Origin of the sequence: Streptomyces sp. NBC_00083, from assembly GCF_026343295.1 — a bacterium.
GTDB lineage: Bacteria > Actinomycetota > Actinomycetes > Streptomycetales > Streptomycetaceae > Streptomyces.
Window position 1 is genome coordinate 3,547,592 of sequence record NZ_JAPELY010000001.1, and the last position, 15,356, is coordinate 3,562,947.

The 15,356-nt window shown below is 72.2% G+C and carries 14 protein-coding genes; 4 read left to right on the forward strand and 10 right to left on the reverse strand.

What is annotated here, in order from left to right:
* Positions 1-21 precede the first annotated feature (21 nt).
* Positions 22-1,317, reverse strand: a complete 1,296-nt coding sequence (locus OOJ98_RS15890; protein WP_267055345.1) for a condensation domain-containing protein — start codon at positions 1,315-1,317, stop codon at positions 22-24.
* 109 nt (positions 1,318-1,426) lie between these two features.
* On the opposite strand from OOJ98_RS15890, the gene OOJ98_RS15895 reads away from it, so the two are divergent.
* Together OOJ98_RS15895 and OOJ98_RS15900 are read left to right on the forward strand one after the other, a co-directional pair.
* Positions 1,427-2,401, forward strand: coding sequence for a ferritin-like domain-containing protein (locus OOJ98_RS15895; RefSeq protein ID WP_267055346.1), 975 nt, complete (start codon positions 1,427-1,429; stop codon positions 2,399-2,401).
* A gap of 21 nt (positions 2,402-2,422) precedes the next feature.
* Positions 2,423-3,595 (forward strand): bifunctional 2-polyprenyl-6-hydroxyphenol methylase/3-demethylubiquinol 3-O-methyltransferase UbiG, encoded by a 1,173-nt coding sequence (locus OOJ98_RS15900; protein ID WP_267055347.1) that lies wholly within the window; start codon positions 2,423-2,425, stop codon positions 3,593-3,595.
* Between the two features lie 65 nt (positions 3,596-3,660).
* Here the strand turns inward: OOJ98_RS15900 and OOJ98_RS15905 are convergent, their stop codons facing one another.
* From OOJ98_RS15905 to OOJ98_RS15940, 8 genes are all read right to left on the reverse strand, one after another.
* Entirely contained in the window at positions 3,661-4,479 is an 819-nt protein-coding gene (locus OOJ98_RS15905) for an alpha/beta fold hydrolase (protein WP_267055348.1), read from the reverse strand.
* Between the two features lie 186 nt (positions 4,480-4,665).
* Positions 4,666-6,105, reverse strand: a complete 1,440-nt coding sequence (locus tag OOJ98_RS15910; protein WP_267055349.1) for an NAD(P)/FAD-dependent oxidoreductase — start codon at positions 6,103-6,105, stop codon at positions 4,666-4,668.
* A gap of 7 nt (positions 6,106-6,112) precedes the next feature.
* Positions 6,113-7,324 (reverse strand): NAD(P)/FAD-dependent oxidoreductase, encoded by a 1,212-nt coding sequence (locus OOJ98_RS15915; protein ID WP_267055350.1) that lies wholly within the window; start codon positions 7,322-7,324, stop codon positions 6,113-6,115.
* Positions 7,325-7,372: 48 nt separating this feature from the next.
* A complete protein-coding gene (locus tag OOJ98_RS15920) occupies positions 7,373-8,182 on the reverse strand; it encodes an ABC transporter permease (protein ID WP_267055351.1) in 810 nt (269 codons plus the stop codon).
* Positions 8,179-8,979 carry an ABC transporter permease gene (locus OOJ98_RS15925; protein WP_267055352.1) on the reverse strand — a complete coding sequence of 267 codons (801 nt, stop codon included), beginning with the start codon at positions 8,977-8,979 and terminating at the stop codon, positions 8,179-8,181. Before OOJ98_RS15925 ends, OOJ98_RS15920 begins: the two co-directional genes overlap by 4 nt.
* Entirely contained in the window at positions 8,976-9,944 is a 969-nt protein-coding gene (locus OOJ98_RS15930; RefSeq protein ID WP_267055353.1) for an ATP-binding cassette domain-containing protein, read from the reverse strand. Before OOJ98_RS15930 ends, OOJ98_RS15925 begins: the two co-directional genes overlap by 4 nt.
* Before the next feature lie 159 nt (positions 9,945-10,103).
* Positions 10,104-10,379, reverse strand: a complete 276-nt coding sequence (locus OOJ98_RS15935; RefSeq protein ID WP_267055354.1) for a hypothetical protein — start codon at positions 10,377-10,379, stop codon at positions 10,104-10,106.
* Between the two features lie 11 nt (positions 10,380-10,390).
* Positions 10,391-11,959 carry an AMP-binding protein gene (locus OOJ98_RS15940; protein WP_267055355.1) on the reverse strand — a complete coding sequence of 523 codons (1,569 nt, stop codon included), beginning with the start codon at positions 11,957-11,959 and terminating at the stop codon, positions 10,391-10,393.
* A 215-nt stretch (positions 11,960-12,174) separates the two neighbouring features.
* Between OOJ98_RS15940 and OOJ98_RS15945 the strand changes: the two genes are divergently transcribed.
* A complete protein-coding gene (locus tag OOJ98_RS15945) occupies positions 12,175-13,779 on the forward strand; it encodes a (2,3-dihydroxybenzoyl)adenylate synthase (RefSeq protein ID WP_267055356.1) in 1,605 nt (534 codons plus the stop codon).
* A complete protein-coding gene (locus OOJ98_RS15950) occupies positions 13,760-14,530 on the forward strand; it encodes a 4'-phosphopantetheinyl transferase (protein ID WP_267055357.1) in 771 nt (256 codons plus the stop codon). Before OOJ98_RS15945 ends, OOJ98_RS15950 begins: the two co-directional genes overlap by 20 nt.
* On the opposite strand, the gene OOJ98_RS15955 is transcribed toward OOJ98_RS15950, so the two are convergent.
* Positions 14,497-14,925, reverse strand: coding sequence for a winged helix-turn-helix domain-containing protein (locus OOJ98_RS15955; RefSeq protein WP_202518752.1), 429 nt, complete (start codon positions 14,923-14,925; stop codon positions 14,497-14,499). The genes OOJ98_RS15950 and OOJ98_RS15955 overlap by 34 nt on opposite strands.
* Positions 14,926-15,356: the final 431 nt, after the last annotated feature.

Consider the following 15,356-nt stretch of genomic DNA (forward strand, 5'->3'; position numbering starts at 1 on the left):
CATGGGTGCCCCCGATGGTGGTCAACAGATCCGGCTGACGGGCAGGTCCGCGTTCTTGGCGACCAATTCGCAGGCGCCCACGAAGCGTTGGACGAATTCCTCGGCGAAGGCGGGGGTGAAGCGGCCCTCGTTGTAGAAGAGCAGGACGTGGAATCCCTCGCTGTGCGGCACCAGGACCAGTTCGAGCTCGAATCTGCTGCCCACTCCGTCGGGTACCAGGACTTCGATGTCGAGATCGCCGACGGTGATGCTGTAGACCGGTTCGGCCAGCATCTGAAAGACGATGTCATCGGCGCGCGCCCCGTCGTTCCCGGAACCCGGAAGCGGCAGCAGCTGATAGGGAATTCCCTGGTTGAGGAAGCCGCCCACGACGGTGGCGTGCGTGGTTTTGAGCGCGTCGAGTACCGGCGCCGACGGGGTGATCCGGGTGCGCAGGACGACCATGTTGGCGAGGAAGCCCACCGTTCGCCGGGTCTGCGGACGCAGCCGGTTGGCGTAGAGGGAGGCGACCGCGAGATCGGTGCGGCCGGTCGTGCGGTGCAGGGTGGCGTAGTAGAGGGTCAGCATCGCGGCGAACAGCGAACTGCCCCGGCCGACGGCCAGCGCGCGCAGCGCCCCCACGGTGGCTTCGGACAGCTCGCCGCGCACCAGCGCCGTCCGGCGGGGCCCGGGGTCGGGCCGCGCCGGCAGCGGAGGCAGCGCGAGGTCCGCCAGCTCGCGGCGCCAGTAGTTCAGCTGCCCCTTGAGCTCGCCGTTGTCGAGGGCCTCGCGCTGCCAGTCGGCGAACTCGGTGAACTGCCAGCCGGGATCGGGGAGTTCCTTGGTCCCGCCGGCCAGCCGGTCGAGCACGGCGCACAGATCCTGGAAGACGACACCGCAGGACCACGAGTCGGTGACCAGATGGTGCATGTTGACGCACAGCACGTGCTCGTCGTCGGCGACCTGCCACAGCGTGCAGCGCACCGCGTTCTCGGTGGCGTCGATCCGGGTGGCGAGCTCCTCGGAAATGCGGGCGTCCACCGCCGATGCGGGATCCGCCTCGCCGCGCAGATCGACATGGCGCACCTCCACCGGATGCGGTTCCCGTACGATTTGGCGGAGCTTTCTGCCGCCGCCGCTGAATACCGTGCGCAAGGCGTCATGGCGGGCCGACACCCGGTCCAGTGCCGTGCGCAGAACGGAATGGTCCAACGGCCCTCGAAGGCGGCACATCATGGGGCAGTTGAGGGCTCCGTCCTGACCGCGGTAGCGATCGAGGAACCACAACAGCCGCTGTCCCACGGAGGGTTCGGTCTCGCGCTCTTCGGAATTCCCCACGGCGCACAAGCTACCGACCGCCACCGAACGGGCTTCGGGGACTGAAAGATACTTGGCGGCATTGAAAGAAACCGGTGGTGGCGCGCCGTGCGCTGCTAGCGTCCCCGGCATGCGGGACCTCGACATACCGACACCGGCCCACACCCGACTGTCCTGGGACTACACACCGCGCACGCCCCAGCTGCAACGTCTCTACCAGCGGGCCCAGGAGCAGCAGTGGAGCGCCGCCGAGGACCTGGACTGGACGCAGGCGGTGCCCTTCGGCGCACCGCTCCCCGACGGCACCGACTTCGCGCGGGCCTCCTTCGAGGCCTCGCCGATGGCGGTGCGCGGGCGGCCCATGTGGGACACCTTCCGCTGGGAGCTGCAGAGCTGGCTGGTCAGCCAGTTTCTGCACGGCGAGCAGGCGGCGCTCGCCGCGGCCGCCCGGCTCGTGCAGGAACTGCCCGACGTCGAGGCCAAGCTGTGCGCGGCGAGCCAGGTCGCCGACGAGGCCCGGCACGTCGAGGTCTTCTCGCGCTACCTGCGGGAGAAGATCCCGCAGCCGTACGCCATCAACGAGGCGCTGCACGCACTCCTTGAGGACGTCCTCACCGACGCCCGCTGGGACATCACCGCGCTCGGCATGCAGATCGTCGTCGAGGCCCTCGCGATGGCGGCGTTCCGGCTCGCGGGCACCACCTTCCACGACCCGCTCATCCGCCGGATCGCCGCCCTCGTCGCCCGCGACGAGGCCCGGCACGTCTCGTTCGGGGTGCTCTCGCTGCGCGGGGTGTACCGCGAACTCACCGCGGCGGAACGGGCCGACCGTGAGGACATGGTCCTCGACGCGGCCTCCCTGATGCGCCGGCGCTTCCTGCTCGCGGACCTGTGGGAGCGCCTGGAGGTCGATCACGCGGCGGGTGTCCGGTTCGCGGCCGGCGACCGCGCCATGGTCGCCTACCGGCGGACCGTGTTCACCCGGGTCGTGAGCGCGCTCGACCACATCGATCTGCTGACCGACCGGGTCCGCGAGGGACTCGACCGGCTCGATCTGCTCGGCGACGGCTCGCAGGTGCGCCGCCCGGCCGGGCGGACCGGCTGAACTCGACGGAGGCATCCACTCATGACCGTGCCCGACCGCTTCGCCCCGACGCCGCCGCACCCACGCGACGGCGCGCCGCCCCGCGTCCCCGGCGCCCGCACCGCGGCCGCCCCCACCGCGCCCCCGACCACCGCCCAGGCGCTCTCCGTGCGCCTGTTCATGGCGGGCCTCGGCGCGGCCGAGCTCATGACCGCCTATCTGGGGCTCAGGCTCGGCCTCTACGACGCCCTCGCCGAGGGCGGCCCGGCGACCGCCCCGCAACTGGCCGAGCGCGCGGGCATCGCGCCGCGCTACGCCCGGGAGTGGCTGGAGCAGCAGGCCGCGGCCGGCATCCTGCTCGCCCAGAGCGGTGACGTCCCGCCGGAACAGCGAATGTTCACGCTGCCCGCCGGACACGCCGAGGCGCTGACCGACCCCGGCAGCCTCTTCTCGATAGCCCCGCTCGTGCTGCTCCCGATCGGCGGCATGGCGTCCGTCCTGCCCCTGCTCATCGAGGCGTTCCGCACCGGCGAGGGCATCGCCTACGAGCGGTTCGGGCCCGAACTGCGCGGCGGGCAGGCCGGGTTGAACCGCTCGGTGTTCCAGCACCAGCTGGCCGGGTGGATCGCCGCCACCCTGCCCGCGGTGCACGCCGCGCTCGGCGGGGAGGGCGGGGTCGTCGCGGACGTGGCCTGCGGCTCCGGCTACTCCTCCATCGCCCTTGCCCAGGCCTACCCCAAGGCGCGCGTGCACGGCCTCGACCTCGACGAGCGCTCGGTGGCCGACGCACGGCAGAACGCCCGCGAGGCGGGCGTCGCCGACCGGGTGACGTTCGAGGTCCGCGACGCCGGCGACCGCGACCTCGCGGGCCGCTACGACTTGGTGTGCGTCTTCGACGCGCTGCACGACATGGCACGGCCGGTGGAGGTGCTGCGCTCCTGCCGGGCGCTGCTCGCACCGGGCGGGTCGGTGCTCCTGATGGAGCCCAATGTGGGGGAGAGGTTCACGGCTCCGGCCTCGGAGACCGAACGCTTCCAGTACGCGGTCAGCCTCCTGCACTGTCTGCCGGTCGGCATGGCCGAGCAGCCCTCGGCGGCCACCGGCACGGTGATGCGCCCCGGCACGGTCCGCGCCTACGCCGCGGAGGCGGGCTTCGCGCGGGTGCGGGTGCTGCCCGTGCGGCACACCTTCCACCGGCTGTACCAGCTGCTCTGACCGCGCGCCCGGTCGACGGCGAAGGGCCCGGACATCCACGCGGATGTCCGGGCCCTTCGCCGCTCCTACTCCTTGGTGCCGCCCAGGAATTCGTCGAGCAGCATGTTCACCTCGGTCGGCTTCTCCAGGAGCGCCGCGTGCCCGCTGTTCTTGATCTCGCGGTACGCGCAGCCCGGGATGATCTTGGCGAGTTCGCGGGCCATCGGATACGGCGACATGATGTCGTGCTCCATGCCGACCACCAGACAGGGCACGGTGATGCCCGCGATGCGCTTGGGGTCGGGGTCGTACGACGCCGACGCCTCGGCGTGGCCGAGCGCCCCGTGTCCCCCCGATTCGGCGAGTCCGCGCAGCCCCTCCAGGTACGGCCCGATGAAGGCATCCCGGTTCAGGGCGCGCGGGCCGAACAGGTACATCGCCCGGTAGATGCCCTCCATCACGGGCGGCATCACCACCCCCGCCCGCAGCCGCTCCAGGGCGTCCTCGCGGATCGCCCGGTGCAGCGCGCTCGGCTTCCACGGCACCCCGACCAGCGCGGCCCTGGTGAGTAACTCGGGCCGCTCGACGGCGAGTTCGAGGATGATGGTGGCGCCGAGGGAATAGCCGACGATCGCACAGGGGCCGATGTCGAGCTGCTCGATGAGCGCGGCCACGTCCTCGGCCAGACCCTCCATGGTGTACGGGGGAGGGGTCTCCTGCGACGGCGGCACGCCCCGGTGGTCGAAGGTGATGACTCGGTGGCCGCGCTTGGTGAGGAACGGGACCTGCATCTGGTTGAACAGGTTCGCCTGGTGCTGTCCCGGGACGAGCAGCACCGGGCTGCCGTCGGGGTCTCCGAAGATGTCGTAGCTCAGGGTGACGCCGGTCTTGAGAGAGATCTCCACGCTGCCGTCCTTCACGGACTCGCCCGGCGGACCGGGCGGGGATTCGGTGGGTGGGGCCCGGGGTGGGGCGGGCCGGGACCGGGCGGTCGAGGACCGGACCGGAGGGGCGAGGCCCGGTGTCGGGCTGGGAGCCGGGCCGGGGACCGCGCGGTGCGGTCGCCGGCTGGTGCGGCCCGCCCGCCGACGCTATCGGCGGGGGGCGGGGTGCGGTGGCGCCGGTGACAGGTCCTGTACAGAACCGCCCGTCACCAAGGACTCGAACGCGGAGCGCCCGGGGCCCTCCACGGGCGGTTCGGGGAGCGGGTTGTCGCGCAGGAAGGCGAGGATGCGGCGGGAGACGACCCGGTCCGCCATGAGCTCCTGCGGAGTCATCAGCATGTTGTAGAGGCGCAGCGCGGCATCCCGGACGTCCTCGTCGTCCTCACGGAGCACCGCCATCGCCCGGACGAACCGGTTGGGCAGATCCTCGGCAGGCGCCGCCCGCTGCCCGCGCAGCCCTGCCCGCAGCTGCGCGAACCTGGCCTCGTCCGTGGCCAGTTGGAGCCCGAACCAGCGCCCCGGGCCGTCCGCCGTCCACTTCTCGTACGCGAGCAGCGCGGCGAGCGGGTCGTCGGCCGCGCGGTCCGCGACGCGGGCCAGTTGCCGCGCGTGGCTGAAGGCGAGGGAGGTGCCCCGGCCGAAGGTGGGATTGGTCTGGACGGCGGCGTCGCCGAGCAGCACCAGCCCCGCGACGATCGGGCGGCCCTGCTCGTCGAGGAGCCGGCGCCAGCGGTTCTCGATGTTGCCCATCGGTGCCGGGTCGTCGAGCGGCTCCCCGCGGTCGAGCCAGACCGCCGTGCGGGGCACCGCCGACAGGAAGCGGGTGAACGTGGCGGGGTCGCGCAGCCGGTGACGCAGCGGGTCGGACACGGCGACCGTCGCCGAGAGCTGGAAGGTGCCGTTGTCGCCGGGGAAGACCAGCGCGGTCGCATAGTCGAGTTCGGCGACCTGAGGCACCGTGGTCGAGGGGAAGTTCCGGCCGGGGCGCAGCCGGTAGTGCCGGGTCAGATAGAAGAAGCCGCACGGCTGCGCGGTCTCGCTCGGCACGGGCAGTGCCAGGTCCGAGAGCCAGCGGGCGACCCGGGAGCGCCGGCCGCTCGCGTCCACCACCAGGTCGCCCCGGAACTCCTCGCGCCCGGCCGCCCGGACCGCCACCACGCGGGGCACGCCCTCCACCTCGCCGGAGAGGCGCAGGCCGGTGACCCGGGTGCCGTGCACGTAGGTGACGCCCGGCTGGGCCAGCGCGGCCCGCCGCAGCACCCCCTCGTACACCAGGCGCCGGGACAGCACGGTCGCGTCCGGCCGGCCGTCCTTCAGCGGGACCGGCAGGGCGCCCCGGGCGGCCAGCGCGGTCAGGACGTCGGGCGCCTCCTCGCTCAGGACCCTGGTCGCCAGGGCGAGGAAGGCATGGCCCTGGCGGGCGTGCGGGACCTCGGGGCGCCGCCAGTGAAGGACGTCGTCGTCCGGGCCCGCGTCCGGTGGCGGCTCCCCGCTCTCCAGGACGGTGACCCGGTGGCCGCGGCGGGCGGCGAACAGCGCGGCCGCCGACCCGGCGAGCCCGCCACCGATCACGATGACGTCGGTCATGGCGCGCTCACCCTGCGGCCACGCGGTGCGGAGCGTCCCAGGGGACCCGGTAGCCGTACACGTCGTCCGCGCTCTTCAGGCTCAGCCGCAGGAAGAAGGGGAGCATCAGATCGCGCATCGCCCGGCCCACGGGGCCGTTGGGCGTCATGTGTCCGCCCGTCTTGCGGGCCCGCCGCACCAGCCCCTCCACGCGCGGGCGCCGGATCCCCTCGAACGCGGCGAACGCCCGCTGGGGATCGGCCTCGTCGCGCAGGCACGTGGCGAGGACCGCGGCGTCCTCCATGCCGAGGGCGGCGCCCTGGCCCAGATGCGGTGAGATGGCGTGGGCGGCGTCGCCCATCAGGCATACGTTCTGCCGGTGCCAGGTGGGCAGCGACGGCAGGTCGTAGAGCGGCCAGCGGCCTATCGGCCCCTGGGTCGCGCACAGGATCCCGGCGACCACCCGGTGGTCGGCCGCGTGCCGGCGCAGCAGCTCGGCCCGCCACTGCTCGTCGGTGATCGAGGCGGCCCAGCCCCGGGCGGGCTCCTCGGGCTCGGTGTGGTTCTCGAACCAGTACACCTCCCCGCCGGGCAGGACCTGGTAGCCGAAGAAGCCGCGCAGCCCGAACACCATCCGCAGGACGCCGTCCGCCTCGCCCGCGCCCTTGGTGCGGGCGAAGCCGCCCGAGCCGATGCCCTGGGTGAAACTGGGCGCCGGAGCCTCGGGGAACACGGCCGCGCGGACCGCGGAGTTGATCCCGTCGGCGCCGATCAGCACGGCGCCTTCGGCCGCTGAACCGTCGGCGAACCGGGCCGTGACGCGGCCCGGTCCGTCCTGCTCGACGCCGACGACGCGCTTGCCGAACTCGACCGGCACGCCCGCCTTCTCGGCCGCGTCGCGCAGCCCCTTGTTGAGCAGACCGCGCTTGATGACGGTGGTCCGCTCCGGGTTCTTTCCGATGGTGCGGCCCCGGTGATTGGCGAACACCAGCCGGGTGGTGGGCTCGCCCGCGCCAAGGACCTCGTCCGGGACGCCCAGGCTCTCCAGGACGCTGCGTCCGTTGGGCCCCAGGTTGATGAACGACCCGGCCGCGTCGTCCGGCTCCTCGCGGCCCTCGTACAGCACGGGCTCGAATCCGCAGCTTCGCAGGAACAGCGCGAGCACCGGACCGGTGATCCCGCAGCCCGCGACGAGGACCCGCTGTTGGCCGGGGGTGTCGAAGGAACGTGCGTGAGGCATGGGCGTACTTCCTCCTTCGCCCGGTCGCCGGACTGGCCGGAACCGGAACTAACCAGCAACGAAATGACGGAACTTACGGACCGTCACAAATCCGCAGAGCACACTGATGCCGACCGTCCAGGCGACCGTGGCGAGCACCGGCACCAGGAGCGGCCCGCCGTGCGAGAGCCCCACCAGTGCCTCGACGGCCGTGGAGACGGGCTGGGCGGCCACGACGGAACGGATGCCGCTCGGATAGGCGTCCAGTGGCATGTAGCCGGACGACATCAACGTCAGCGCCAGAGTGGGCAGTTGGACCCACGCCATGATGACCGGTGGATACGGCGCGGACAGCGCGGCCACCACCGCGATGGAGGTGCACATCAGGCCGAACAGGGCCACCAGGACGAAGAAGCCCACCGCGGCCCCGAAGCCCTGCTCGAACCGGAACCCGGGCACGTAGGCGATGACCGCCACCAGGACGGCGATGCCGAGGATCCGCACCAGATCGCCGAGCATGCGCCCGAACAGAATCGACAGGGCGTTGATCGGCATCGCGCGCAGCCGGTTGAAGACACCGCTGCGGATGTCCACCCAGAAGGCGATCGCGCTGGAGCCGATCGCCGAGAACGCCGTGATCAGAATGATCAGCGGGGCCAGGCGGACGACATAGCGCTCGCCCAGGGTGTCGTGTACCAGGATGTTGAACGCGGCCAGCAGCATGAAGAGCTGGACCAGCGGAAAGCCGAAGGTGGCGAGCAGCATCATCGGGCTGCGGACGAAGAGCCTGAGCACCCGGCCCGCGATGACGCGGCTCTCCGCCCAGAGCCCTCCGGCGCGGGTGGGAAGGGTGGCGGGCGCGGTGGTTGTCGCGGTCACTGGGTCACCTTCCGGAAGGCGCGCGCGGTGGTCCACCCGCACAGCAGGATCAGCCCGGCGCACCACACGAGGGCGGGCCAGACCCGGCCGGTGCCGGTGCCGCTGTCCGACAGGGCGCGCAGCGCCTCGATGACGGCGGAGACGGGCGAGACGTTGACGACGGGCTGGAGCCAGCCGGGGAAGAGGGTGGCCGGCACGAACCCGGTCGACACCACGAGCAGCGGCAGATAGGGGAGGTACAGACAGGCGGCCAGCGCCTCCTGGCTGCGTACGGTGAGACCCAGGGTCGCGGTCACGGCGGCGAGCGCCGCGGTGAACAGGACCGCGACCAGGAGGAAGCCGATCGCCGCCAGCGGCCCCTCGTGGAAGCGGAATCCGGCGAGGTGGGCCACGAGCACGATCACCACGGTGGAGATCACCGCTTCGGCGGCGACCGTGAGCAGGCGGGCGGCACCGAGCGCGGAACTGCTGATCGGCATCGTGCGCAGCCGGTTGAACAGGCCGCTGCCGCGGTCGGCGGCCAGAGCCATCGCCGAGGCGATCGCGATGAACATGAGGGCCTGGACCACCAGGGTGGGCGTCACCGAGGGGCCGAAGTCGATGCCCTTGTCGGAGAGCATGCCGCTGAAGGTGGCGTAGAAGATGCCGAAGAACACCAGCGGCTGCACGACGGTCCCGAAGAGCGCCGGCTTGCTGAAGGAGCGCTTGAAGTCCCGCTCCGCGAGGACCTGGACGTCGTTGAGGAAGGCCGGTCCCGTCGGGGCGTCCGGCGCCGCGGTGGCCGTCGGGGTGCTCATGAACGGCCCTCGCCCGCGTCGAAGGCGGGGCTGTCGGCGCCCCGGTGGTCCTTGGTCAGCGCGAAGAACACGTCGTTGAGGGTCGGCGGGTGCACGGCGATGTCGTCGGCCTTCAGGGCCGCGCCGTCGAGGGCGCGCACGATCGCGGAGAGTTCGTCGGTGCCGCGCAACGGGACGACGAGGACGTCGTCGCGTTCCTTGACTCCGGCGAAGCCCGCGAGGACGCCGGCCGCGCGCGACCGGTCGCCCGCGTCGGTGATCTGCACCTCGCAGACCGAGCCGCCCACGTCCTTCTTCAGCTCCTTGGGCGTGCCCTCCGCGATCACCCGGCCCTCGTCGATGACGACGATCCGCTCGGCGAGGGCGTCGGCCTCCTCCAGGTACTGCGTGGTCAGCAGGATGGCCATGCCGTCGCGGGCCAGCCGGCGCACCGCGTCCCACAGGGCCTGCCGGCTGCGCGGGTCGAGTCCGGTCGTCGGCTCGTCCAGGACCAGGATCGGGCGGGGCACGACGAGGCTCGCGGCCAGGTCGAGCCTGCGCCGCATGCCGCCGGAGTAGTGCCCGGCGGGCATGTCACCGGCCTCGGCCAGCCCGAACTGGTCGAGGAGCTCGGCGGCGCGGGCGCTCGCACCGGCCCGGGACAGCCGTAACAGGCGGCCGAAGAACACGAGGTTCTCGCGGCCGGTCAGCGTCTCGTCCACGGCGGCGAACTGGCCCGTGACCGCGACGCTCGCACGGACGCCCGCCGGATCGGTGGCGACGTCGTGCCCGGCCAGCCGGGCCGTGCCGCCGTCCGGGGTGAGCAGTGTGGTGAGGCAGTTGATGACGGTGGTCTTGCCCGCTCCGTTGGGCCCGAGCAGTCCGACGACGGTGCCCGCGGCCACCGAGAACGACACGTCGTCCACTGCCGCCTTGGGCCCGAAACTCTTGCGGAGCCGATCGATCTCGATCGCCGCTTCGGCCACAGCAGGACCCCTTTCCTCACACCGGAGGCTCCGCGGGCGCGGAACCTGTACGAACGGAACGCCGCAAAGGCGCACTAATCGACTCATTGGGTACGCTCCGCGCCGCGACGGTAGCAACACACGCCGTGATGGGAGCCGTTGCTGTCAGAGATCTGTCAATCAGCCCACCAGGAGCTTCTGTTCCCTCAGTTGCGTCAGCACATAGGCGACCACGTCCTCGGAGGTGACGATGCCGCGGCCGGTCTCCTCGTCGATGGGCGGCAGGTCGAAGTCGTCCTCGATCGCGAACGCCAACTCCAGCAGGGCCAGCGAGTGGTAGCCCAGGTCGTTGACGAGATGGGCGGGCCGGTCGGTGGGCATCTCGTCGGCGTCCGGGGCGAGTTGGCGCACCAGAGACAGGATGCTGTCGCGTACGGAGCTCTCGGTGTGGGCCATGTCCGTCTCTCCTACGTCCGGGTCGGTTCGGGTGAAGCGGCGCGGTACGCGCGCCACAGCGAGCGGCGGCGTGGTTTGCCGCTGGAGGTCCAGGGGATCGAGCCGCGGGGCACCAGGTGCACCACCGCGCGGGCCCCCGTGGCGCCCCGCGCGAGCAGCCGGGCCAGGCGGTCGTCGTGGGCCGTGTCGCGTGGCCCGCCGTCGGTCTCGATCACGGCGACGGCCACCGGTCCCGCCGGGTCGTCGCCGAGGACCACGGCCGCAGCGCGCGGCAGGACACCGGCCTCCCTGAGCGACTGCTCCAGATCCTCGGCGAACACCCGGGTGCCGCGCACCTTCAGGCTGTCGCCGAGCCGGCCCTGCACGAAGAGCTCGCCGGAGTCGAGGAATCCCGCGTCGCCGGTACGGAGTTCACCGTCCGTAAAGCGGCTGCCGGCGCCCGCCTCCCCGAGGTGGCCGAGGCCGAGGGAGGGGCCGCGCACGACGATCTCGCCGACCGTGCCGTCCGGCAGCGGCCTGCCCTGCTCGTCCACGACGCGTACGGTCGTGCCGGGCAGCGGGGTGCCGCAGCCGACCACGGGGCCCCGGTGGCTCCACCCGGCGCCGCGCCGCACCCCGGTCACCGCGAGTGTCGCCTCGGCGAGGCCGTAGGCGGGCAGCAGGGCCGAGCGGTCGAAGCCGTGCGGGGCGAGCAGGGCCGTGAACCGGTCGAGCAGGCCAGGGGCCATGCGCTCGGCGCCCACGACCATCGAGGTCACGGAGGAAAGGTCCAGACCGCCCAGTTGGCCGGGATGCACCTTGCGCACCACATGGTCCAGACCGAAGGCGGGCGTCGCGGTGATCGAAGCGCCCCGCTCGCCGAAGCACCGCAGATGCTCCAGCGGGCGGCGCACGAAGTCCTCCGGGCGCATCAGCCACAGATCGTTGCCCGCGACGACCGGTCCCAGAAGGCAGCCGACGAGCCCCATGTCGTGGTGGACGGGCAGCCAACTCGCCCAGACCGACTCCGGGCCGACGCCCAGCCACTCCCGGATGACGGCCAGGTTGTCGCACAGCCCGTCCCACCCGATGCGTACGCCCCGCGCGGGACCGGTCGACCCGGAGGTGAACTGCACCAGGGCGGTGCGGTCGTGCTGCACCTCGCCCGGCTCCGGCCCGTCGGGCCCCGGCGCGAGGAGATCGGCGCCGCTCAGGACACCGATGCCCGCCGTCCGGGCGCCGCCCGCCGCGTCGCCGACGACCAGGCGCGGACGCGCGGCCGCGAGCAGGGCCGCCATCCGCTCCTGGTGGCCGGTGGCGACGGGCCGCCCCGAGGCCTCCGGGGCGAGCGGCGCCGGGACGGCCCCCACCAGCAGAGCGCCGAAGAAGGCCGCGACGAACGTGGGCCCCGACGGCAGCACCACGGCCACCAGATCGCCCGGGTGCACCCCGGCCCGCGTCAGCCGGCCGGCCGCGCGCCGCGCGTCGGCGGCCAGCTCCGGGTAGGAGCGGTACCGCCAGCCGCCCTCGCGGGTGCTGAAGTGGATGCCCCGGGAGGCGGCGGGATCACGGATCCATGCGAGCAACGGCCCTTCGGACACGCCCTGTTCACCTCCCCGTTCGGTCATCATGCAGGCTTCGCTGCGGGAGCCTAGGCACCCTCAGGCAAGGGCCGGTGGATGCTGTTGAGTGTCTTTCACCGGCCCGCGGCCGACGCCCCTTCGCGGCGGACCCTGGTTGTCCCGCGTGCGGGGAAGCCTCCTCGCACTCACCCAACGGCGTACGCGTATCTCCCGCGTACCGGCAGGAGGGGCCCATGCTGGACGGATTCGTCCCCTGGCCGAGCGAGTTCACCGAGCGGTACCGTGCCCGCGGCTACCGGCAGGGCCGCACCCTGCACGACCTGCTGCTCGCCGCGGCCGCGCAGCACGGCCCGCGGACCGCCGTGGTCTCCGGGACGACTCGGCTGACCTTCACCCAACTCGTCGACCGGACCGCCGAGTTGTCGTCGGGGCTGCACCGGATGGGGATCCGGCCGCGCGACCGGGTGGTCGTCCAGCTCCCCAACCGTGCCGACTTCGTGGTGCTGTGCTTCGCACTGTTCCGGCTGGGCGCGGTGCCGGTGATGGCGCTGCCCGGCCACCGCCGCAACGAACTGGTGCACCTGTGCCGCCGCAGCGAGGCCGTCGCCCTGGTGATCCCGGACCGCTTCCAGGGCTACGACTTCCGGGCGCTCGCCCGTGAAGTGCGGGCGGAGGTACCGGAGGTGCCGCATGTGCTGGTGTCGGGCGACGCACAGGAGTTCACCGCCCTCGACTCGGTGCCGTGCGCCCCGGTCGCGCTCGACCCGGTCGACGCCGGCGAGGTCGCGCTGCTCCTCCTGTCCGGCGGGACCACAGGTCTGCCCAAGCTGATCCCGCGTACCCACGACGACTACGCCTACAACGCGCTGGCCTGCGCGGAGGCACTGCGGGTCGACCAGGACAGCGCCTATCTCGCGGCCACCCCGGTCGCTCACAACGCGGCGCTCGGCTGCCCCGGCGTGCTCGGCACCCTGATCCGCGGCGGCAAGGCGGTGCTCGCCGCGAGCCCGAGCCCGGACGAGGCGCTGCCCCTGGTGGTCGAGGAGGGGGTCACCCTGACGACCCTTGTCCCGCCGCTGGTCATGATGTGGCTGGCCGACCCCGAGGTGCTGAAGGCGGATCTGTCGGGGCTGCTGCTCCAGGTGGGCAGCTCCAAGTTCCAGCCGGAGGTGGCACGCCGGGTGCGCGAGGGGCTCGGGTGCCGGCTCACCCAGTGGTACGGGATCGGGGAGGGGCTGCTGACCCACACCCGGCTCGACGACCCGGACGAGGTCGTCACCCACACCGAGGGCCGCCCGCTCTGCCCCGACGACGAGATCCGGGTGGTCGACGAGGAGGACCGGCCGGTGCCGGCGGGAGAGGTGGGGGAGTTGCTCACCCGGGGGCCGTACACCATCCGCGGCTACTACCGGGCGCCCGAGCACAACGCGCGGGCCTTCACCGAGGACGGCTTCTTCCGCACCGGCGACCTGGTGCGGCTGCGCCCCGACGGCAACCTGGTGGTGATGGGACGGGCCAAGGACATCATCCACCGGGGCGGTGACAAGGTGTCCGCCGAGGAGGTCGAGGAACATCTGCTGACCCACCCGCAGGTGCGGGACGTCGCCGTGGTCGGCCTCGCCGACGACATGCTCGGCGAGCGGATCTGCGCCTATGTGATCACGGACCCGTCAACTGGCCCGGCAGAGACGGGACTTGCCCGCCTCAAGGCGTATCTGCGGGAGCGGGGCCTCGCCTCGTACAAGCTGCCCGACCAGGTCGAGCGGGTGGACTCCTTCCCCAAGACGCCGGTGGGCAAGATCGACAAAGCCGCGATGCGTGCGCACGGAAGCCGCTGAGGCGCTGCTGCGGGCCGTGCTGCCGCCCCGGGCGGTCGGCGCGGCCCGCGCCGACGACGTGCCCGGACCGCTTTTCGCGGCGGAACGGGAGCTGTGCGCGGGGGCCGGGCCGCGCAGAGAAGGCGAGTTCACCACCGGCCGGTGGTGTGCGCATCGGGCACTGGCCCGGCTCGGCGAGCTCCCGGTGGCGGTCGGACGGGGCCCGCGCGGCGAACCGGTGTGGCCGCACGGTGTCCTCGGCAGCATCACCCACTGCCCGGGGTTCCGCGCGGCCGCCCTGTGCCGTGCCGACGACGCGTGGGCTCTCGGCATCGACGCCGAGGTCGACGCTCCGCTGCCCCCGCGCGTCCGCGAGCGGCTGATCAGCGCGGACGAGGCAGGCCGTATGCGGCCGGAAGTCGCCGGAGAGCGCCTGCTGTTCAGCGCCAAGGAGGCCGCCTACAAGGCGTGTTCGGCCCTCGTGGGTGACGGCCGGCTGTCTCCACTGGCCGGCCTGCGCATCTTCGTCGAACCCGGCGAGCACGGGCCGGGGGCCGCCGGGCGCTTCCGCGCGCGGATCCCTGCCGTGAACGGGCTCAGGGGCGCGGACACGTACCGGTTCGAGGGAAGGTGGCAGCGGTCCCACGGTCTGGTGGTCACCTCGTGCGTGGTGGTGCGCTCGGGCACGGAGGTGCCCACGACACGTCCCCGTCGTGTCGTGGGCACCCCACTCGGCCCTCAGACCAGATCGGCCTGGGACTCCAGTACATAGCCCCGCCCCCATACGGTGCGTATGGAAAGGCCGAGCGGTTGTATTCGCTCCCTGGTCCGCATCATGTGCAGGTCCAGGGCGTTGCGCGTCCTCGAACCATTGACCTGGCCGAGCCGGTAGCGCAGCGCCTCGCGGGGAACGACCTCGCGGAAATTCGGTACGAGCAGTTCCAGGAGCTCCGTCTGGGTGGGCGAGACCGTCACGGAACGCGAGGAGAAGTGCAGTACCCCGCTCTCGTCCAGACACGGAAGCCGGTTCATTCGATACCGGCGGCTGAGGGCGTTCACCCGGGCCTGTAAGTCGTGCGCCGCGATGGGGGCTCTGACCCAGTCCTCGCAGACGTCCTCGCAGACGGGAGCCTCGGCCCTCGCCTCCACGACCAGTATGCGAGGCACGCCGATCGTGCGGTAGCGATCCCGCAGTTCCTGTTGCGCCGGCCATCTCAGTAACCGGACTTCTTCACGTGACAAGTACGCGCCCCTTCCACGCCCATGGAGTTATACGCTCACTCATCCCCGCACCCTGGAACCCGGGAGCGGGAGCCACCCAACGATGAAATTGCGGCGCGAAGAGACGCCGGTGAACAGCCGCTTGCCGCCGGTCACATGGAGCACGCCCGACGAGTCGACGTGACAGCCCCGTTCAAGCCATTCACCTCGTGTGCGTGCCTCTGAAATTGTTGACCATTGGATCAAAATCGATTGGCGCCCGCCGGGTCCTGACGACCGGCGGAGGTCCTTCGCCGTAACGATTCAGTCGGGGTTGCCGATAAAGATCGGCGGCTGGCCCACCCCTGTCACCTGTCCTCCACGGCGTGATGCAAACC